This window comes from Ensifer sp. NM-2, assembly GCF_003024455.1.
Lineage (GTDB): Bacteria > Pseudomonadota > Alphaproteobacteria > Rhizobiales > Rhizobiaceae > Ensifer > Ensifer canadensis.
The window spans coordinates 102,323-121,595 of sequence record NZ_PVZR01000003.1 but is presented as its reverse complement, the minus strand read 5'-3'; the positions used below and the strand labels follow the sequence as shown (position 1 = coordinate 121,595).

Here is a 19,273-nt window from a genome sequence, read left to right as displayed (position 1 = left end):
CTCAAATTCCCCCTGCTTGCATGCGCTGATGTGGCGCTTCGCTCTCCTCGACGGCCCGCTGATCGCGCGCAAGCCAGATCGTCACCGTCAGTTTTCCTCCGTCCGTGCCTTCCGGCGACAGATCGGTCGTCTTTTCCAGGGCGAGCCCGGCCTTTGCCAGCCAGTCGGTCATCGCCTGATGCGAGAAGCCAAGCCGCGCATGGGCATGCTCGTCGCGTAAGTGCTCCAGCCCGTGCGGCGCAAAATCGATGATCACCAACCGCCCGCCCGGCGTCAGCATGCGTGCCGCCTCAGCGATCGCCGCTTCCGGCTGATCGAGGAAATGCAGCACCTGGTGGATGGTGACGAGATCGAAGAACTGGCCATCAAGCGGCAAGTTGAAGATATCGCCGTGGCGGATCGACGCCTTGGTGATGCCGGCGCGGTCGAGATTGGAGCGGGCAACGGCCAGCATGTCGCGACTGGCATCGATGCCGATGCCGCGCCGATAGAGCCCTTCGAACAGTTGCAGGATGCGCCCTGTGCCGGTGCCAAGATCCAGCAGGCTCTCGACCGGCTCGTCGCCAACCATGTCGCGCAGTGCCGTCTCCACATCCCGCTCGCTGACATGCAGGCGCCGAAGCTCGTCCCAGCCGGCCGCGTTGCGGCTGAAATAGGCCTGCGCCTTTTCGGCCCGCGCTTTCTTCAAGGTGACGAGCCGGGATGCATCGCGCGACAGAACTGCGTCGTCGCCGGTGGCGGATGCAAGCATCGCCCTGACCAGCGACACGCGGGCGCCCTCCTGGCGAAGGCGGAAATAGGCCCAGGCGCCTTCCTGATAGCGGTCGACGAGTTCGACCTCGGCCAGGAGCTTCAGGTGCCTCGAAATGCGGGGCTGCGATTGTCCGAGAATTTCGGTAAGATCAGTGACGGTGAGATCCCCAGCGGCAAGCAGCGCGAGAAGGCGCATGCGGGTCGGCTCACCCGCAGCCTTCAGCACATCCACCAGCGCGTCGAGACCAAGCTCTCTCTGATCCGCCATATCATTCCCCATCAACACATAAAGATATGTTTATGTGATTTGCGGATGTAGCGCAAGCGGATTTGCGCGAAGAGACCAAACTATGCCGCTCCAGGAACAGGATTTTCCACCGTTTCGACACGCAAACGGGCGAAGCTTGCGCTCCGCCCGTTGACGATGCCTTTGCGGCGTGGCGTGCCACTGACCCTGCCCTGCGCTCTCCGCCTCGCGGCCCGCTCCCGCCCTTGACCGCGGATGCCCACAGTCTCAACGCAGCGCAATGTGGACGACGCATCCAAAGAAGCGGTTTCAACGAGAGGGCCAGCGGCAAGGGTCACGCACCGCAGCGTCCATGACGCATTCTATGGAATGGTTGGCGGGAGAGCGTATCGCCCGAACCAGCCATCGGTTCGGGATACGACATATGCAAGCAGGCGGCTGAGACTGGCGCGAAACGAGACGGGGCAGGATGCCGCAACGTCAAAGCTGTGGCATGCCTTCTCCCTTAAATCGTTTCCGAGCCAGGGCTGAAAGCACGTCACCCAAAGGTGCGCTGCGGTTTTGCGATAACGAAATGTGCAAAACCAGAGCTTACGGCGCAGCAAGCGAATCCTGGAAATCGCTACGCTTTGAGCGGGGCGCACGTCGCGCAAGCCGAGGCTCACGCGACGTGCCAGAGTGTTAGCGCGTCAGGCGCTTGTAGGTGACGCGCTTCGGGTTGACCGAATCCGGGCCGAGGCGACGGATCTTGTCCTTCTCGTAGTCTTCGAAGTTGCCTTCGAACCATTCGACCTGGCTGTCTCCTTCGAAGGAGAGGATGTGGGTCGCCAGACGGTCGAGGAACATGCGATCGTGGCTGATGATAACGGCGCAACCGGCGAAGTTTTCCAGCGCGATTTCAAGTGCCGCCAGCGTCTCGGTGTCGAGGTCGTTGGTCGGTTCGTCGAGCAGCAGCACGTTGCCGCCGTTCTTCAGCATCTTGGCGAGGTGAACGCGGTTGCGCTGACCACCCGAAAGATTGCCGACCTTCTGCTGCTGGTCGCCGCCCTTGAAGTTGAAGGTCGAGCAATAGGCGCGCGAGTTCATCTCGTATTTGCCGAGCTTGATGACTTCGGCACCACCGGAGATTTCTTCCCAGACGGTCTTGTTGCCGTCGAGCGCGTCGCGGCTCTGGTCGACATAGCCGAGGTGCACGGTTTCGCCGATACGGATCGAGCCGCTGTCGGGCTGTTCCTGGCCGGTGATCATGCGGAAGAGCGTCGTCTTACCGGCACCGTTCGGGCCGATGATGCCGACGATGCCGCCCGGCGGCAGCTTCAGCGACAGGCCGTCGATGAGTAGGCGGTCGCCGTACCCCTTGGTGACGCCGTCCATTTCAATGACCACCTGGCCGAGACGCTCGCCGACCGGGATGATGATCTGCGCGTCGCCCGGACGCTGGTTTTCAGCGGCGTTGACCAGTTCGTCGTAGGAGCGGATACGCGCCTTGGACTTGGCCTGACGGGCCTTCGGGCTGGATGCGATCCATTCCTGCTCGCGGGCGATCGCCTTCTGGCGGGAAGCCTCTTCGCGGCCTTCCTGCTGCATGCGCTTGGCCTTGGCGATGAGGTAGGCCGAATAGTTGCCCTCGTAGGGAATGCTGCGGCCGCGGTCGAGTTCGAGGATCCAGCCGGTGACGTTGTCGAGGAAGTAGCGGTCGTGGGTGATCATCAGCACGGCGCCGGGATATTCGCGCAGGTGCTTTTCGAGCCAGGCGATCGTCTCGGCGTCGAGGTGGTTGGTCGGTTCGTCGAGCAGCAGCAGGTCCGGCTGCGACAGAAGCAGCTTGCAGAGCGCAATACGGCGCTTTTCACCGCCCGAAAGACTTGTGACGTCTGCATCACCCGGCGGGCAGCGCAGCGCTTCCATGGCCATTTCGACCTGGCTCTCGAGATCCCACAGGTTCTGGCTGTCGATGATGTCCTGAAGCTTTGCGCCCTCTTCCGCCGTCTCGTCGGAATAGTTCATCATCAGCTCGTTGTAGCGCTCGACGATCGCCGTCTTGGCGGCAACGCCTTCCATGGCGTTTTCGAGCACGGTCTTGGTCGGGTCGAGCTGCGGCTCCTGCGGCAGGTAGCCGATGGTCGCACCTTCGGCGATCCAGGCCTCGCCGGTATATTCCTTGTCGAGGCCGGCCATGATGCGCAGCACCGTCGACTTACCGGCACCATTCGGGCCGAGGATACCGATCTTCGCGTCCGGATAGAACGACAGATGAACGTTCTCCAGGACCTTCTTCGCGCCATAGGCCTTATTGAGCCCGGCCATATGATAGATGAACTGACGTGCCATAAAAGAATGCTCCGCATGGGAAGGAAATTTGCCCGCTATGTAGGCGAATTAGTGCAAAGGGGCAATCGCCAAAGGCGTTTGCCCCCGCCTATCCCATGCCGGAGCGCCTTGTCAGCCGCTATCCGCGGCCTGCCGCGTCAGCAATGCCCTTGGCACATTTGAACTCCGTCGGCCCCGCCGCCTGGATCAGCGGCGCGAGGCTGGATTTGCCCGAAACGTCTCCCGTCAAGCCGATCGTCAGGCCGGTGATGACGCTGCGTCCCGCGACCGTCTGGCAGCGCATGCGCACCCGGTCGCCGGCCCCTGCGCCGAAGCTCTGGTCGAAAGCCTGCTTGATCGCCTTCTCATCGAGTTCCGAGCCGATACGCGCCCGAAAGAGCGCGCCGACGGCGGACCGGTTGAGCTCGTCGAGCATATGCAGTTGCGTGGCGAAATAGTCGTCGACCGGTGCCGTCTGGCAGGTGCCGCTGCGCAACCATTGGTGACGATCGAGGCCGGATTGAACGCCCGGCATGGCGACCAGCAGCCGCGCCGCCGTATCATCGGCCATGGCGAGCTTCGGCAGATCGAGCCAGTCGCCCTTGCGGTCCTGGGTGCGCATCTCGGCCGCCACCCCGCAATAGCTCTTGCGCAAGGGCCAGAGCCCGTGCAGCGACAGGTTCGTGGCATCGAAACGTTCGGCCGTCTGGTTGGCGAATTCCTTGCGTTGCGGCCGCGTCTCGCAGAAGCCCGGCTGCCAGCTGACGGCAAGCACATATTCCGTGCGGCCCGAGGCGCCTTCCGCCGCGGCATCAACCTTCTCTTGCGCCAAGGCAAACAAGGATGGAGCAAGCAGCATTGCCAGCGCCATCGCAACAATTGTCATTGGACTTGATACCGCTTTACTCCAACATGCCATGACACTCTCCCGATAAAACAAAACGGGAACAAATATCGCTCAAAACGGGAAAATTGGAACTGTTAATTACAGGTCCGCGAAATCGCTTGTGACCTCATGCGTAACGATCAACAAGCAGCGATTGCCTTTCCCCTGTAAATCGATTTGATATCGGCAGAGTCTGACGATTGGTCCGGGAGAAGGCATGTTCGGGCAGGTGAGGACGCATCAGAGCCCGACAGGCGCTATCTTGAACTGGCGCCATTTTCCGGCAGCTGCCGACGCGCGTGGCATTCTTCTTGTCAGCCATGGCCTTGCCGAACATTCCGGCCGCTATGCCCGTTTTGCCGAGGCGATGGCCGGCCACGGCTTTCACGTCTATGCCCACGACCATCGCGGACATGGCGCGACGCGCGCGCCGGATGCGCCGCTGGCCATGTTCTCGAACAGCTCAGGTCTCGACAAGGTGTTTGCCGACATCAGGGCCATGCGCACGCTCGCCACCGCCGCCCATCCGGGCGGCCTGCCGGTCATCCTCTTCGGTCACTCGATGGGCGGGCTGATCGCGCTCAACGCCGCCGAGACCGATCCAGGTCTCTACGATGCACTCGCCGTCTGGAACTCGAATTTCCGCCCTGGTATCGCCGGGCGCGGCGGCCAGTTGATCCTGAAGATCGAAAAGGCGCTCAAGGGCTCGGATGTGCCGAGCCCGCTGTTGTCGAAGCTCACTTTTGGCGCCTGGGGTCAGGCGATCAAGGATCGCAAGACCGATTCCGACTGGCTGTCGCGCGACGAGGCGGAGGTGGCCAAATATATCGCCGATCCGCTGTGCGGCTTCGACGCGACGGTGTCGCTCTGGCTGGATCTGATGCGGCTCGCCTTTGCCGGCGCACGGGCCGACCGGCTGGCGCGCCTGCCCGCCGGCCTGCCTGTTCATCTCGTCGGCGGCAGCGCCGATCCCTCGACCGAAAACGGCGGTGCCGTCCGCTGGCTCGGCGAGCGCATGAAGGCGCGCGGAATGACGGATGTATCGGTAACGATCCATGAGGGCATGCGCCACGAGACGCTCAACGAGATCGGCCGTGAGAAGGCAACAGCGGAGTTTGCGGCCTGGTGCCAATCGGCCGTCGGCAAATCTTCTGTCGGCCATTCTGTTGCCGCCAAGGCTGTGGCCGGCAAGAGGACCTGACCCGACATCATCATGGCAGACATGTCCCTCCCCAAGACCTCCAACGCCAATGACCGCATCTCCTTCGGCCTGACGCTGATGGTCCTTTCGGTGCTGTTGTCGCCGCTGATCGACATCTTCGCCAAGCTCGCGATCTCGACAGTACCGTCGGCACAGATCACCGCCGTGCGCTTCATCCTGCAGGTCGTCTTCATCCTGCCGATCGTGCTCGTGCGCGGCAGCCTGTTCGACCTCACCTGGCGCAAGACCGGGCTGCACGCGCTGCGCGGCGGCCTGCTTGTCGTCACCATGCTGTCCTTCATCACCACGCTGAAGGTAATGGAGGTGGCCGACGCCATCGCCATCTTCTTCGTCGAGCCGATCATCCTCACCATCCTCGGCAGCATCTTCCTCAAGGAGACGATCGGCTGGCGGCGCTACACCGCCTGTGCCGTCGGTTTCCTCGGCGCGCTCCTTGTCATCCAGCCAAGCATGCAGGAGGTGGGCCTGATCGCGCTGCTGCCGATCGTCGCCGCCTTCGGCCTGGCGGTGTTCCTGCTGGTGACGCGCATGGTGGCGCAGAATGAGGACCCGTGGTCGATGCAGTTCCATGCCGGCATCTGGGGCGGTCTCTTCTGTCTCGTACTGCTCTGGCTCGGCGAAGGCAGCGGATCTGGTATCTTCGACCCGGTCTGGCCCGAGGGCAACACCTGGTTCTATCTGCTCGGCGTCGGCGTCACCGCCACTATCTCCGGCGTGCTTGGGGTCTATGCCTATCGCTCCGCCCCCGCCTCGGTGCTGGCGCCGCTGCAATATCTCGAAATCGTCTCGGCGACGATCTTCGGCTGGCTCGTCTTCGGCGACCTGCCCGACGCGCTGAAATGGCTGGGCATTTCCATCATCATCGGCTCCGGCCTCTACATCATCTGGCGGGAACGCCGGGTCGACAAGACCGCGAGCATCGCTCCGGTTTCGCCGGCGATCTGAAAACAAGTGATCTGAAAACAAAAGAATGACTATCGGGAGGAAAGCATGAAAACTGGAGGTCAGCTCGTCGTCGACGCGCTCGTCGCCAATGGCGTCAAACGCATCGCCTGCGTACCGGGGGAAAGCTATCTGGCGGTGCTGGATGCGCTCTACGACACCGACATCGATGTCGTCGTCTGCCGCCAGGAGGGGGGCGCTGCAATGATGGCCGATGCCTGGGGGCGGCTCAGCGGCGAGCCCGGCATCTGCATGGTAACGCGCGGCCCCGGCGCCACCAATGCGTCGGCCGGCCTGCATGTGGCCCGGCAGGATTCGATCCCGATGATCCTGTTCATCGGCCAGGTCCAGAGCGAGGCTCGCGAGCGCGAAGCCTTCCAGGAGATCGAATATCGCCGCGCCTTCACCGAGGTCGCGAAATGGGTCGGCGAGATCGACGATCCCGCCCGCATTCCCGAATTCGTCACCCGCGCCTTCGCGGTCGCGACCTCAGGCCGGCCGGGCCCGGTCGTGCTGACGCTTCCCGAGGACATGCTTACGCGCAGCGCCGAGGCGCCAGCGGCAAAGCCCTACCAGCCGGTCGAGGGCCATCCGGGTCCGTCCCAGATCAAGCAGCTCGGCGCGCTGCTCGAAGGCGCCAAGCGCCCGATCGCCATCCTCGGCGGCACGCGCTGGACGGCTGACAGCGTCGCCGAATTCCAGCGCTTTGCCGAGCGCTGGAGCCTGCCTGTCGGCTGCTCCTTCCGCCGCCAGATGCTGTTCGACCACCTGCACCCCAACTATGCCGGCGATGTCGGCATCGGCATCAACCCGGCGCTGGCAAAAGAGATCAAGGAAGCTGATCTGGTGCTTCTGGTCGGAGGGCGCTTCTCCGAAATGCCGTCGTCCGGCTATACGCTGATGGATGCGCCCTATCCGCGCCAGACGCTTGTCCATGTCCACCCCGATGCATCCGAACTCGGCCGCGTCTATCGGCCGGAACTGCCGATCGCCGCCAGCCCCCGCGATTTCGTCACAGCACTCGAAGGGCTCGCGCCAGCGGCCGAGCCGGTGTGGTCGGCACGCACCAGGGCGATGCATGAAGGTTACCTCAAGTGGTCGACACCGCCGGAAACCGGCCCCGGCGACGTGCGCATGGGCCCGATCATGAACTGGATCGAGGCGAACACACCGGAAGACACCATCTTCACCAACGGCGCCGGCAACTACGCCACCTGGGTGCATCGCTTCCACCGCTTCCGCAGATACGCAACACAGGCAGCCCCCGCCTCCGGCTCCATGGGTTACGGCCTGCCGGCAGCCGTTGCCGCCAAGCATCTGCACCCGGATCGCGAAGTCATCTGCTTTGCCGGCGACGGCTGTTTCCTGATGCACGGTCAGGAATTCGCAACTGCCGTGCGTTACCGCCTGCCGATCATCACTGTGGTTGTCAACAACGGCATCTACGGCACGATCCGCATGCACCAGGAGCGGGATTATCCCGGCCGCGTCAGCGCCACGGACCTGACCAATCCTGACTTTGCCGCCCTTGCCCGCGCCTATGGCGGCCACGGCGAGACGGTGGAAAAGACTGAGGAGTTTGCCGATGCATTCCTGCGCGCCCGCGCCAGCGGCAAGCCGGCGATCATCGAGATCAAGCTCGATCCGGAAGCCATCACCCCGACGCGCACGCTGAGCGAAATAAGGAAAGGCTGAGCGGAACGGGCAGGTTTTCCTTCGAGCACGCTTCAATCACGGCGCCGACGCGCCGTGGCTGGATTCCTGTGACAAGCACAGGAATGAGGGCATGGAACTGTTGCGGCCAACCGAGCCCGTTTCCGGCGTGATCGCACATCTCCGCAAACGCGGCATGCGCGCTGCGACACCTCCTAGCGCTCCCTCATTCCTGTGCTTGTCACAGGAATCCAGCTGCGTCGTGTCGACGACGCAGGGAGGTGGTGTCCTCCTCTATACTGAGTTGCCGCTTCTTGCTTATTCCAGCCACTCCGTCGCAAACGCACCGGTCACATGCAGGTCGGTGGTTTCCAGGCGCCCAGGTCCGAGGTTTTCGAACTTGTGCGGCACGTTGGCCGGCGCCACGACGATCTGCCCGGCTTCTGCCTCGATCTTGCGATCGCCGACGGTAAACAGCGCGCGGCCGGTGCGGATGATGAAGGTCTCGGGATAGGGATGACGGTGCAGCTTCGGCCCGCCGCCAACCTTGTCGGTGGTATAAAACATCACCGAAACGTCGGCGCCATAGGAGCCGCCCTGGAACTCGCCCTGCCAGACATCGGGCTTTTCAGCCCACTGCTCGCGTTCGATCAAATGTATTCCCGTCATGCCATATCCTCCGCCGTTCGTGTATCCGAACCGCGGTCGAGCCGGCGCGTCAGGTGCGCATTCCCTGGGGCATGCATCCCTTGGGGGCTATGTGGACCCGAGGACACATCGTCGCAAAGGGCGCACGAAGTGCGCCCTTATGCTGCGGTAGGCCGGCTCAGCCGCGAATATGCTGTGTCTGCTGGAAGACCGCCGTCGAGCGAGCGCCGGAGCGGCAATAGCCGAGCATCGGGCGCTGGAATTCGTCAAGCGCGTCGACCATCTTTTGGACCGCATCCGCCGTCACGCCCATCGGGCCGACCGGGATGTGCATGGTCTCGATGCCCAGCTCCTGCGCGCGCGCTGCGATGGAATCGAAGGTCGGCTGGTCCGGCGCCTCGAAATCGGGGCGGTGGCAGACGATGGACTTGAAGCCAAGCGCCTTGATCTGGTCGAGGTCTTCGACCGTGATCTGGCCGGAAACCGAGTATTCATCGTTGATCGGGCGGATGTCCATGGTCGCTTAATCCCTGCAAAAAACCTTGGCCACTGATGTAGGCGCGGTGCCCGCCGGCGTCAATTCCAATCGCTCAGTCAGGAGACACCGAAGGCAAGCGCATAGGTCTGTGTCTGCCCGGGCTCGAGCAGTTGCAGCTCACCGGCAGCAGCAAGCTCCGGCCGCTTGGCGAGGCGATGCGACGCAGGCTCGATGCTGATGACATCGGCCGCACCACGCTGACAGCGCCACATCTGCAAGTAAGGCAGCGTGTCGGCGCGAAAGCGCACCGCCAAGCACTTCCCGCCCGCACCGACCAGCGGCGAAAGCGCCACTTCGGACCAGCCGTCGGCCCCGACGCTGGCCGGGATGCAGAAATGCGCGCTCTCGCCCTCGCCGAAGCGCCAGGCCCGTTCACCCTCGGCAAAAGAGGGACTGGTTATGCGGGTCGCGTCGCCGACCAGTCGGCCGGCAATATTGAGGTGGTACATCATCATCGGCGGAAAGGCGCCGGCGCCGGTGTTGGTGAGCCGGTCTTCCAGCATCACCTCATGTCGGTCCGCATCCACATGCCAGCGCCGTTCCAGGAGCGCGTGGCCGCCATCGGCAAGATTGACCTCGACGGTGGCGATGCAAAGCGTGGTGTCGGCGGACATGTGCGTGTGCTTGACCGGCGTGCCGGCAAGCGAACCGTGCAAGGGATAGCGCGTGCCTTCCCCGCGGCCGGCAATCGGTTCGGGATGGCGGATGTGGTCTGGTCCGCAGGTAAAGAGAAAACCGGCGAGTGCCCGGTCGATGCGCGGGTCGCCATCGGAGGGGATCGCGGTACCCGGCGAAAGATCGACGCCATCAACGACGAAGGCGGCGATATCGAGTGCCGACAGACGGTCGAACAGCAGATGATTCTCCTGTTCGTTATCGGGTGCATCAAATCTCGTTCGCATGCACCAGCCTCCAGTCCAACTCACGGGAATCACAGCGATCACAAAGACATGATAGCCGACAGGGGCTGTTTTTCATCGGTTGAAAGCTGCTAAGGGTGCGCCTAGATAGAATTTAACCGCTTATTCATGATGAATTCACTTTTTTCACATTAACGTCGAAATCCAAATGTACCGCGCCACATCAACCACCATGAGAACAGGTTTTATCGTGACGTCAGCGACCCGCACCGGCCTCTCGCTCCTCGCCGCAGCCGGCTTCCTCGCCGTGGATCTTGCATCCGCCTTTGCTCAGGAAGGTTACGGCCGCAATCGCCGCGGCAATGGCGACGTGATGCTGGTGACGCCGGAAGGCGAAATTCTCGACTATATGCCGGGCCCCGATGAAGTGCGCACCATGCGTGACCGTCGCGGCCGCACCGTGCTGGTCGACAACTGGGGCAACGTGGTCGCAACCGTAGTACCGTCCGACGGCTATCGCGCCTATCGCCGCCAGGGCGACGTCGATGTCTATTCCAACCGCCGCAACGGCGACCGCGGCTACGGCTATTCCGAGCCGGGCGATGTCACCGGATCCATTCAAGACTATCGCGATCCGGCCTATCGCGACGTGGTGCCGCCCTCGGTCGAGCGCAACGACCTGCCCAACAGCCTGCCCGGCCTGATCGACGGCAGCGAAGAGGCGGCGATCGATCCGCAATATGAGCAGCCATTGCGGCAGTCCATGCCGCCGGCCATATCGGTCAAGTCCAAGTCGCGCGCCGAAATCACCGCGCTGCAGGTCTTCCTCGACCGCGAAGGTTTCTCGCCCGGCGTCATCGACGGCAAGATGGGCTCGAACGTCACCAAGGCGATCGAGGCCTGGCAGCAGTCAACCGGCGAAACGCTCGATCCGAACAACACCGAAGATATCCTCGAGCGCCTGCGCATGAACGGCGGCCTGCCGATCACCAGCTATACGATCACGGCCGCCGATGCCGCAGGCCCCTATGTCGCCTCGATCCCCGACGACTACGCCCACAAGGCGATGCTGCCGCACATGTCCTTCACCGCGACGACCGAAATGCTCGGCGAGAAGTTCCACATGGACGAGACCTATCTGCGCGAGCTCAACCCAGGCGTGGACTTCACCATTCCGGGCACGATCATCAAGGTCATCAATCCCGGAGAAAACCGCAAGGAAAAGGTCGCGCGCATCGTTGCCGACAAGGCCCGCAAGCAGGTTCTGGCCTATGATGCCGCCGACAAGCTCGTCGCCGCCTACCCGGCAACGATCGGCTCGTCCGACACGCCCTCGCCGTCAGGCATCGTCAATGTCGAGCGCATCGCGCTCAATCCCGGCTACACCTACAACCCGAAGATCAACTTCAAGCAGGGCAACAACGACAAGATCCTGACGCTGCAGCCGGGGCCGAACGGCCCGGTCGGCACGGTCTGGATCGCGCTCTCGAAGCCGACCTACGGCATTCATGGCACGCCGGAGCCCTCCAAGATCGGCAAGACCCAGAGCCACGGCTGCGTTCGCCTGACCAACTGGGACGCAACGGAACTTGCCAAGATGGTGAGTGTCGGCGTCACGGTCGAATTCGCAGACTGAGGCATCAGCCGCTCGATACATCCCGCAGAAAACGATCAAAGCCCGGGTACCACCCGGGCTTTCTTCTTTGCCGACCGTGGCAAGCGTTGCCGCGTAGGAACCCCGGTGGAATTGACTGAAATCGCAGCTTTTTTCGCATCCCGTCCCCCAATTGGGGGAGTGACAGCGACATGTCTCCGTTGAAAATGAGCTTGCCTGATCGATGACGTCATCGGTCAGGTTATTTTCATCGGAACCCATAGGGCCGGTGCGGCGGACCGCCGACCCGGCAAAGACATTTACACCCGACTACTCCACCGACACGACCCAGACCGCGGCCGCCCACGAACCGGCTGCGGTCATTTTTTTGCGGACGCCCCACAGTCAACCTTCATGACCTCATGAAACCCCTCATGACCTCATGAAACATTGTCATGAGAATTTTCGAGGCGATGGCCCTATCACTTAGCCACCTCTAAATTTCAGGCCCTTGACCGAAGGAATGTCCGCGATGGCGACCGAGCGCACCTTGCCCAACCTCTGGCATGCGACGGCACCGGCAGCGCCGGACACGCGCCCGCTTGCCCGCGACCTGACGACAGATGTCGCCATCATCGGCGGCGGCTTCACCGGTCTTTCGGCTGCACTTCATCTCGCGGAAAAAGGCGTCAAGGCCACGGCGATCGAGGCGAAGATGATCGGCTTCGGCGGCTCCGGCCGCAATGTCGGCCTCGTCAATGCCGGCATGTGGGTCAAGCCCGACGATCTGATCGCGACGCTGGGGCTCGAGGCCGGCAACCGCCTGCTCGGCGAACTCGGCGACGGCCCGGCAATGGTCTATGCCCTGGTCGAGAAGCACGGCATCTCCTGCGAAGCCGTCCGCAACGGCACCCTGCACATGGCCGTCGGCGCCGAAGGCTTGAAGGATATCAGCGACCGCGAGACCCAATGGAAGAAGCGCGGAGCGCCGGTCGAGGTTCTCTCGGCCGAGCGATCGAGCGCGCTCTCGGGCGCTGAAGGTTTCTCCGGTGCGCTTCTCGATCGTCGCGCCGGCACGATCCAGCCGCTTGCCTATGCCCGCGGCCTTGCCCGTGCGGCCCTTGCCGCCGGTGCCGAGATCTATACCGACACTGCGCTCGTCGGCGCCGAACGCAAGGGCGAAACCTGGGTGCTGAGAGCCGGCCAGAACATCGTCAGGGCCAAGCAGGTGATCCTCGCCACCAATGCCTATGGCGGCATGTTTGCCGAGACCCCGTGGCAGGAACACACGCAGGAACTGACGATCCTGCCCTACTTCCAATTCGCCACCAATCCGCTGCCGGAAAAGGTCGCAAGCCGCATCCTGCCGGAGCGCCAGGGCACATGGGATACGGGCCTTGTCATGACCTCGTTCCGCATGGACCAGCAGAACCGCCTGATCTTCGGTTCGATCGGCCGGCTCGATGCGATGGCCGAGGGCACGCACCGCGCCTTCGCCGCCCGCTCCGTGCGCAAGCTCTTCCCCTATATCGGCGATTTCCGCTTCGAATACTGGTGGGACGGCCGCATCGGCATGACGACCAACAACCTGCCGGCCATGCATACGCTGGCGCCGAACGTCGTCTCCGTCAGCGGCTACAACGGCCGCGGCATCGCACCCGGCACCGTCTTCGGCAAGGCGCTCGCCGACCACGTCACCGGCCAGACCTCCGCGATCCCGCTTGCCGAAACGCCTGTGACGCCCGACACCTGGCGCAGCGTCAAGTCCGCCTTCTACCATGCGGGCGCACAGGCCAAGCATCTGGTCGACCGCCGGTTCTGAGCGGTTTCGTCAACGCGCGACGAGACATCCCTTGCAGACATCGAAGATGGTGAACTCCGTCTGAGACGGGCGCCATGTCGACGCACGTTCATGCGCAGGTGGCACCCCATCCTCCGTCTTCCTCGGGCTTGACCCGAGGATCCAGGGCCTGCCACGCGAAATTGGCATGTGCTTTCGTGGAACTGCAGAACGGGATCCTCGGGTCAAGCCCGAGGATGACGACCGGAGAAGTGAAGCCCGGGGACGGAACGTCACGAAGACAAGCTCGGGGCTGACTGAGTGGTCAAAACTTACCATGATCACAGCGGACGCCGAAATTCCTACGAACTTCGCGGCGATCCAAGTGCGCTCATAAAACTCTGGCTATAATAGACAGCGCCCCGGACCGGGATGATCCGAGGCGCTATTGCCCATACTGCGATACGTGGGCTCAGGCCGCGCGGCGATAACCGGACGCGGTGCCGACGTGAACCTGGGTAGACGTCTGGAACGCCTTCAGCTTCAGCGCGATCTGTTCTGATTCCACCGTCAGCGCCTGGCTCGCGGCATTGGCTTCTTCAACCATGGCAGCATTCTGCTGGGTGATCTGATCCATCTGGCCGATCGCCGTATTGACCGCCTGCAGGCCGGTGGCCTGTTCCGCCGTGCTGGCGCGGATGTTGCCGAAGACCGAGCTGACTTCGACCACCTGCGAGACGATCTGCTGCAGCGACTGGGCGACCTGGTTGACCGAGCTGACGCCATCATCCACCTGGCCGCGCGACTTGGCGATCAGGCCCTGGATGTCCTTGGCCGCATCGGCGCAGCGCTGGGCGAGCGCCCGCACTTCCGAAGCGACAACCGCAAAGCCCCTGCCCGCCTCGCCGGCACGCGCCGCCTCGATGCCGGCGTTGAGCGCAAGCAGGTTGGTCTGGAAGGCAATCTCGTCAATGACGTCGACGATGCGGGCGATGCTCGCAGACGAGGTCTGGATTTCCTGCATCACCTCAATCGCGTGGCTGACCACCTCGCCGCTCCGCTCGGCATTGGCGCGGGCGGCAATCACCGTCGAGTTCGCCTGATCGGCGCCTTCGGCCGTCTGCTTGACGGTGCGCGTCACCTGTTCGACGGCAGCGGCCGTCTCCTCGAGGTTTGCCGCCTGGCGTTCGGTGCGCTTGGCGAGATCGTTGGCTGCTGCCGCAATTTCCTTGGCGCTCAGATGGATCTGGCTGGCGCCGGCCTCGATGCCGCCGATCGCGCGGGCAAGCTCGCTGATCGCATGGTTGAAGTTCTCGCCGAGTTCCTCGTAGGCAACCGGCAAATCGGCGGCGATGCGCGCCGTCAGGTCACCGTCGGAGATCTTCTTCAGGGCAACGCCGAAGGTCTGGCTGACGAGCTTGCGTTCGGTCGCCAGTACCTCTTCCTGCACCGCGCGCTGCTTCGTGACGTCGGAGGCGTCCATATAGACCGAGATCGACAGGTCCATGTCGAGGAACATGCCCTTGACGAGGCTCGAAAGCATCGCGCTCATCTCTTCCGCCGAGGTCGTCTGGCGCGAAAACAGACCGCCCTTTGGCCAATTCGCTTTGACGATCTCCGTGATCAGATGTTCGGCGATCAGCGCGTAGCCGCCGATATACCAGCGCGGCTCCAGCCCGATACGGGCGTGCACCTGGCCGATGGTGCGGACCTTCGCGCCATATTCGTCGTTGAAATTGGCGTCGGCGATGTTGGCCCAGTGGCCGACCTGCGCGCCCTTGGCGCGGTTGATGTGCGCATCCGACGAGAAGAAGCGGTTCGTCTCCGGCGTCTTTTTGACCCGGGCGTAAAACTTGTCGAGCGCCGGCGCCAGCTCCTTTTCGAGGATCGGCTTCAGGGCCTTCAGGCTCGCCTTGGCGGCATCGTCAAGCGCCATGAAATTGAGACGACCGGCAATGTCTTCCTTGCCGGCAGCGACGTGTTCCGTTTTCATGCGCGATTTCCCTGCATGCTCTTGCTGGATCATGGAAGCTGGACGGGAGACCAAGCGAGAAAGGTCGAATCCACAATCCTTGCCGCAATCATGGCGGCTACCTGCACCCTCGCAAACCGCCATAAGGTGCAATCGCTTTCCACCAGCACTGGTATAAGCCCATGGTAAAGGAAGCCTTAGGGGCAACAGCCTTTTCGGGTGGTCGCAACGCGATTCAACCGGAATTGACGAACATCAATTCCGGTTATGGCAGTCTTCAAAGCGGCTAACTTCGTATGCCGATCCCTGATCAGGCCGCGCGCCGCGTCGCCCAGGATGGTGCACGCGAAGCCCAGGAGCGGCGCGCCCTCACCGGCGTCAGAGCCTGCACTTCCTTGGCAAGCGCAGCTGCATTTTCGCGGGCCTTGTCGAGGTTGCTGACGCGGGTATCATCCATCGACTGAAGCGTGCCGCCGCAGTCGAAAATCTCGCGATAGGCAACGCGCTCGACGATCGGCGTGTCGAGCACGGAGACGCCGCGCGAAGCAAGCAAAGTCTTGATGGTCTGCAGCGCCCGCGTCGTCACCAGAGAATTGACCCGGGTGAGAACGACGGAATGGTTGATGCGCACACGCGACCTGTCCTCGATCTGGCGGATGAGCTCGAGGATCTGCACGGCACCGCGCGCATCCATCGCGCAGCCCTGCACCGGGATCAGCACCTGGTCGGAAAGAGCGAGAGCCAAAGCGACGATCTGATCCTTGGCGCCGGCGAGGTCGATGATGATGTAGTCGGCTTCGTCCTTCATTTCCCGGATATGACATTCCAGCGATGCCGGCGTGATATGCGAGATGACGGAGAGATTGGCGATCTGGCCGGAGTTTTCCGCCCAGCTGGTGATCCAACGCTGCGGATCGGCATCGAGGACCACAACACGGTGTCCCTGTCTCGCCAGTTCCGTCGACAGGATCAGCGCCGCCGTCGTCTTGCCCGCGCCGCCCTTTGCATTGGCGAATGTGATGACCGCCATCTTCTTCCTCATTCTGTCCTGTGTTCCGTGGCCTGCCCAACCGATGCTTCGCCGGGCAATGCCGCTTAATAGAACCTTTCAGAACATGGTTAACGAATTGGAAATTTTCGTTGGCGAAGATTAACCCCCGCCCTGCCCAATCCGCAGGCAGGGCGCGAAAAAGCCCGGAAAACCAATGGTTTCCCGGGCCGAAGAAAATTAACGGTCAGTTACTTTAGAGCGACTTGCCGGCGGTCAAATGCACTCCCTGAACAGCTTCTTGGCCGCATCGAGCGTCAGTTCAACCGGGTTGCCGCCGGCGGTCGGATCGACGATCGCCATTTCCGACATCTCGTCGATACGGTCGGTGCCGACGCCGAGTGCGGAAAGCTTGTCGGGAACGCCGAGTTCCTCGCGCAGCTTCAGCACGTAGTCGTAGAAACCGTCGAAGCCACCGGAAATGCCGAGATAGGCGGCCGCCCTGACGATCCTGTCCTCGATCGCGCTGCGGTTGAAGCGCAGCACCGGCGGCATCACCACGGCATTGGTCATGCCGTGATGGGTGTTGTAGATCGCACCGACCGGATGCGACAGCGAATGGATCGCGCCGAGCCCCTTCTGGAAGGCGACGGCACCCATGGCGGCCGCGCTCATCAGGTTGGCGCGTGCTTCGATATCGGTGCCGTCCTTGTACGCGCGCGGCAGGTATTCCTTGACCAGGCGCATGCCTTCAAGCGCGATACCGGCCGACATCGGATGGTAGAACGGCGAAGAATAGGCTTCCAGGCAATGGGCAAAGGCGTCCATGCCGGTGCCGGCGGTAATCACTTTCGGCATGCCGACCGTCAGTTCCGGGTCGCAGATGGTGACGGCTGGCAGGAACTTCGGGTGGAAGATCACCTTCTTCACATGGCTGGCGGAGTTGGTGATGACGCTGGCGCGGCCAACCTCTGAGCCGGTGCCCGCTGTCGTCGGCACCGCGACGATCGGCGCGATGCCTTCGACGCTCGCACGTGTCCACCAGTCGCCGACATCCTCGAAGTCCCAGACCGGGCGGCGGCTCTGGCCGGCCATGAAGGCCACGCACTTGCCGAGATCGAGGCCGGAACCGCCGCCGAAGGCGACGACGCCATCATGGCCGCCGTCCTTGAACGCCTTGACGCCGGCGGCGAGGTTGACGTCATTCGGGTTCGGATCGACGTCGGCGAAGATCGCCCGGCCAAGGCCGTTGGCCTCGAGGATATCGAGCGCATTCTGCGTGATCGGCATCGGCGCCAGGCCACGGTCGGTGATCAACAGCGGCTTCTTCATGCCGACAGCCTTGCAATGTTCGGCAAGCTCCTTGATCCGGCCGGCGCCAAACTTGATGGCGGTCGGGTAGCTCCAGTTCGCGGTGATCGTCATGCTGTGACTTTCTTCAGATGGTAGGATTTCGGACGGGTAAGGTTCTGGAAGCCGATGACCGAAAGCGAGCCGCCGCGGCCGGTTTCCTTGACGCCGGTCCAGCACAAGGCCGGATCGAGATAGTCGGCGCGGTTCATGAAAACGGTGCCGGTTTCAAGGTCGCGGCCGATGCGCGAGGCGCGGTCCGCATCCTGGGTCCACAGCGACACGGTCAGACCGTACTGGCAATCGTTCATCAGCTCGATCGCCTGGCTGTCGCTCTTCACCTTCATGATGCCGACCGCCGGACCGAAGGTTTCTTCGCGCATGAAGGCCATCGAGTGATCGACATCAACAAGCACCTGCGGCGCGAGATAGGCGCCGCCATCATCCTGCGGGAATAGTTTCGGATCGACCAGCGCCTTGGCGCCCTTGGCGATCGCATCGGCGATCTGCTCGCGCACAGTTGCGGCGAAGCGCTTGTGCGCCATCGGGCCAAGCGTCGTTTCCGGATCGAGCGGGTTGCCGAGCTTGTAGTTCGACACCCAGGCAACCGACTTCTCGACGAAGGCGTCATAGAGCGATTCATGCACATAGATGCGCTCGATGCCGCAGCAGCACTGGCCGGAATTGAAGGTAGCGCCATCCATCAGCGTGTCGACGGCCGCATCGAGATCGGCGTCTTCCATGACATAGCCCGGATCCTTGCCGCCGAGTTCGAGGCCGAGACCGGTGAACGTTCCGGCGGCCGCGCGCTCGATCGACCGGCCGCCTTCGACCGAGCCGGTGAAGTTGATGAAGTCGAAGCTTTTCGCCGCGATCAGCGCCGCCGTCGTCTCATGGTCGAGGAAAACGTTCTGGAACACGTCGGCCGGAACGCCGGCCTCGACGAAGGCGCGCACCATGCGTTCGCCGACGAGGATCGTCTGGCTGGCATGCTTGATGACCACCGTGTTGCCGGCCATCAGCGCCGGCGCGACCGTGTTGATCGCGGTCATGTAGGGGTAGTTCCACGGCGCGATGACGAAGACCACGCCATGCGGCTCGCGCTCGATACGACGGCCAAAGCGGTCGCTCTCTTCGACGAGGATCGGCTTCAGCGCGTCGGCAGCAATCGAAGCGACATAGTTCGAGCGCTCGTTGAAACCCTTGAACTCGCCGCCGTGGCGCACCGGCCGGCCCATCTGCCAGGCCAGTTCCGGCACGACCTCGTCGACCATCTCGTTGAGACGGGCAACGCCTGATAGTACCAGGTTGACGCGCTCGTCCAGCGGACGGCGGGCCCAGCTCTTCTGCGCCTGGCGCGCGTGGGCGACGGCCTGCTTGGCCATTTCCAGCGGCAGCGCCGGGCGCTCGGCATAAACCTCTCCGTTCACCGGAGAAATACACTTGATCATGCTCATGATCGTCTTCCTGCTTCCATTTCGAATGACGGCGTAGCCGGCCCTTGGTACCGGACCGGCCACTGAGATCTAA

General features: G+C 62.9%; 15 protein-coding genes. 5 read left to right on the top strand and 10 right to left on the bottom strand.

All coding sequences use genetic code 11. From position 1 onward, the window contains the following. Position 1: 1 nt before the first annotated feature. From C6558_RS07895 to C6558_RS07885, 3 genes are all read right to left on the bottom strand, one after another. Entirely contained in the window at positions 2-1,021 is a 1,020-nt protein-coding gene (locus tag C6558_RS07895; RefSeq protein WP_057211113.1) for a metalloregulator ArsR/SmtB family transcription factor, read from the bottom strand. Between the two features lie 660 nt (positions 1,022-1,681). Further along, positions 1,682-3,331: an energy-dependent translational throttle protein EttA gene (ettA, locus tag C6558_RS07890; protein WP_025427752.1), complete on the bottom strand. Its 1,650-nt coding sequence runs from the start codon at positions 3,329-3,331 to the stop codon at positions 1,682-1,684. 118 nt (positions 3,332-3,449) lie between these two features. Continuing rightward, positions 3,450-4,196: a ribonuclease T2 gene (locus C6558_RS07885; RefSeq protein ID WP_084814679.1), complete on the bottom strand. Its 747-nt coding sequence runs from the start codon at positions 4,194-4,196 to the stop codon at positions 3,450-3,452. Positions 4,197-4,413: 217 nt separating this feature from the next. Here C6558_RS07885 and C6558_RS07880 point away from each other — a divergent pair, with 217 nt between their 5' ends. From C6558_RS07880 to C6558_RS07870, 3 genes are read left to right on the top strand one after another with little or no spacing between them, the layout of a single operon-like run. Continuing rightward, positions 4,414-5,397: an alpha/beta fold hydrolase gene (locus C6558_RS07880; protein ID WP_025427754.1), complete on the top strand. Its 984-nt coding sequence runs from the start codon at positions 4,414-4,416 to the stop codon at positions 5,395-5,397. A 12-nt stretch (positions 5,398-5,409) separates the two neighbouring features. Further along, positions 5,410-6,363 carry a DMT family transporter gene (locus C6558_RS07875; RefSeq protein WP_025427755.1) on the top strand — a complete coding sequence of 318 codons (954 nt, stop codon included), beginning with the start codon at positions 5,410-5,412 and terminating at the stop codon, positions 6,361-6,363. A 45-nt stretch (positions 6,364-6,408) separates the two neighbouring features. Beyond that, a complete protein-coding gene (locus C6558_RS07870) occupies positions 6,409-8,055 on the top strand; it encodes a thiamine pyrophosphate-binding protein (protein WP_025427756.1) in 1,647 nt (548 codons plus the stop codon). A 276-nt stretch (positions 8,056-8,331) separates the two neighbouring features. On the opposite strand, the gene C6558_RS07865 is transcribed toward C6558_RS07870, so the two are convergent. The 3 genes from C6558_RS07865 to C6558_RS07855 all read right to left on the bottom strand — a co-directional run bounded on the left by C6558_RS07865 (position 8,332) and on the right by C6558_RS07855 (position 10,101). Beyond that, entirely contained in the window at positions 8,332-8,682 is a 351-nt protein-coding gene (locus C6558_RS07865; RefSeq protein ID WP_025427757.1) for a cupin domain-containing protein, read from the bottom strand. A 157-nt stretch (positions 8,683-8,839) separates the two neighbouring features. Next, the gene (locus tag C6558_RS07860; RefSeq protein ID WP_025427758.1) at positions 8,840-9,178 is read right to left on the bottom strand and encodes a TIGR01244 family sulfur transferase; all 339 of its coding nucleotides are present in this window, start codon (positions 9,176-9,178) and stop codon (positions 8,840-8,842) included. 77 nt (positions 9,179-9,255) lie between these two features. Beyond that, on the bottom strand, positions 9,256-10,101 hold the full coding sequence (locus tag C6558_RS07855; RefSeq protein ID WP_025427759.1) for a DUF4432 family protein: 846 nt from the start codon (positions 10,099-10,101) through the stop codon (positions 9,256-9,258). 166 nt (positions 10,102-10,267) lie between these two features. Here C6558_RS07855 and C6558_RS07850 point away from each other — a divergent pair, with 166 nt between their 5' ends. After that, positions 10,268-11,695: a L,D-transpeptidase gene (locus C6558_RS07850; protein WP_025427760.1), complete on the top strand. Its 1,428-nt coding sequence runs from the start codon at positions 10,268-10,270 to the stop codon at positions 11,693-11,695. A 490-nt stretch (positions 11,696-12,185) separates the two neighbouring features. Next, positions 12,186-13,475: an FAD-binding oxidoreductase gene (locus tag C6558_RS07845; protein WP_025427761.1), complete on the top strand. Its 1,290-nt coding sequence runs from the start codon at positions 12,186-12,188 to the stop codon at positions 13,473-13,475. A 430-nt stretch (positions 13,476-13,905) separates the two neighbouring features. Here the strand turns inward: C6558_RS07845 and C6558_RS07840 are convergent, their stop codons facing one another. The 4 genes from C6558_RS07840 to C6558_RS07825 all read right to left on the bottom strand — a co-directional run bounded on the left by C6558_RS07840 (position 13,906) and on the right by C6558_RS07825 (position 19,200). Beyond that, on the bottom strand, positions 13,906-15,426 hold the full coding sequence (locus tag C6558_RS07840; protein WP_025427762.1) for a globin-coupled sensor protein: 1,521 nt from the start codon (positions 15,424-15,426) through the stop codon (positions 13,906-13,908). A gap of 289 nt (positions 15,427-15,715) precedes the next feature. After that, positions 15,716-16,435, bottom strand: coding sequence for a ParA family protein (locus tag C6558_RS07835; RefSeq protein ID WP_025427763.1), 720 nt, complete (start codon positions 16,433-16,435; stop codon positions 15,716-15,718). Positions 16,436-16,669: 234 nt separating this feature from the next. Continuing rightward, positions 16,670-17,818, bottom strand: coding sequence for an iron-containing alcohol dehydrogenase (locus C6558_RS07830; RefSeq protein ID WP_025427764.1), 1,149 nt, complete (start codon positions 17,816-17,818; stop codon positions 16,670-16,672). Continuing rightward, positions 17,815-19,200 carry an aldehyde dehydrogenase family protein gene (locus tag C6558_RS07825; RefSeq protein ID WP_025427765.1) on the bottom strand — a complete coding sequence of 462 codons (1,386 nt, stop codon included), beginning with the start codon at positions 19,198-19,200 and terminating at the stop codon, positions 17,815-17,817. The genes C6558_RS07830 and C6558_RS07825 overlap by 4 nt, the downstream gene beginning before the upstream one ends. Between the last annotated feature and the right edge of the window lie 73 nt (positions 19,201-19,273).

What these genes read in the sequence shown, in the direction of transcription:
- C6558_RS07870 (WP_025427756.1), top strand. Translation starts at nt 6,409, where the DNA reads ATGAAAACTGGAGGTCAGCTCGTCGTCGACGCGCTCGTCGCCAATGGC.
- C6558_RS07880 (WP_025427754.1), top strand. Translation starts at nt 4,414, where the DNA reads ATGTTCGGGCAGGTGAGGACGCATCAGAGCCCGACAGGCGCTATCTTG.
- C6558_RS07895 (WP_057211113.1), bottom strand. Translation starts at nt 1,021, where the DNA reads ATGGCGGATCAGAGAGAGCTTGGTCTCGACGCGCTGGTGGATGTGCTG.
- C6558_RS07855 (WP_025427759.1), bottom strand. Translation starts at nt 10,101, where the DNA reads ATGCGAACGAGATTTGATGCACCCGATAACGAACAGGAGAATCATCTG.
- C6558_RS07875 (WP_025427755.1), top strand. Translation starts at nt 5,410, where the DNA reads ATGGCAGACATGTCCCTCCCCAAGACCTCCAACGCCAATGACCGCATC.
- C6558_RS07835 (WP_025427763.1), bottom strand. Translation starts at nt 16,435, where the DNA reads ATGGCGGTCATCACATTCGCCAATGCAAAGGGCGGCGCGGGCAAGACG.
- C6558_RS07860 (WP_025427758.1), bottom strand. Translation starts at nt 9,178, where the DNA reads ATGGACATCCGCCCGATCAACGATGAATACTCGGTTTCCGGCCAGATC.
- C6558_RS07845 (WP_025427761.1), top strand. Translation starts at nt 12,186, where the DNA reads ATGGCGACCGAGCGCACCTTGCCCAACCTCTGGCATGCGACGGCACCG.
- C6558_RS07865 (WP_025427757.1), bottom strand. Translation starts at nt 8,682, where the DNA reads ATGACGGGAATACATTTGATCGAACGCGAGCAGTGGGCTGAAAAGCCC.
- ettA (WP_025427752.1), bottom strand. Translation starts at nt 3,331, where the DNA reads ATGGCACGTCAGTTCATCTATCATATGGCCGGGCTCAATAAGGCCTAT.
- C6558_RS07840 (WP_025427762.1), bottom strand. Translation starts at nt 15,426, where the DNA reads ATGAAAACGGAACACGTCGCTGCCGGCAAGGAAGACATTGCCGGTCGT.
- C6558_RS07830 (WP_025427764.1), bottom strand. Translation starts at nt 17,818, where the DNA reads ATGACGATCACCGCGAACTGGAGCTACCCGACCGCCATCAAGTTTGGC.
- C6558_RS07850 (WP_025427760.1), top strand. Translation starts at nt 10,268, where the DNA reads ATGTACCGCGCCACATCAACCACCATGAGAACAGGTTTTATCGTGACG.
- C6558_RS07825 (WP_025427765.1), bottom strand. Translation starts at nt 19,200, where the DNA reads ATGAGCATGATCAAGTGTATTTCTCCGGTGAACGGAGAGGTTTATGCC.
- C6558_RS07885 (WP_084814679.1), bottom strand. Translation starts at nt 4,196, where the DNA reads ATGACAATTGTTGCGATGGCGCTGGCAATGCTGCTTGCTCCATCCTTG.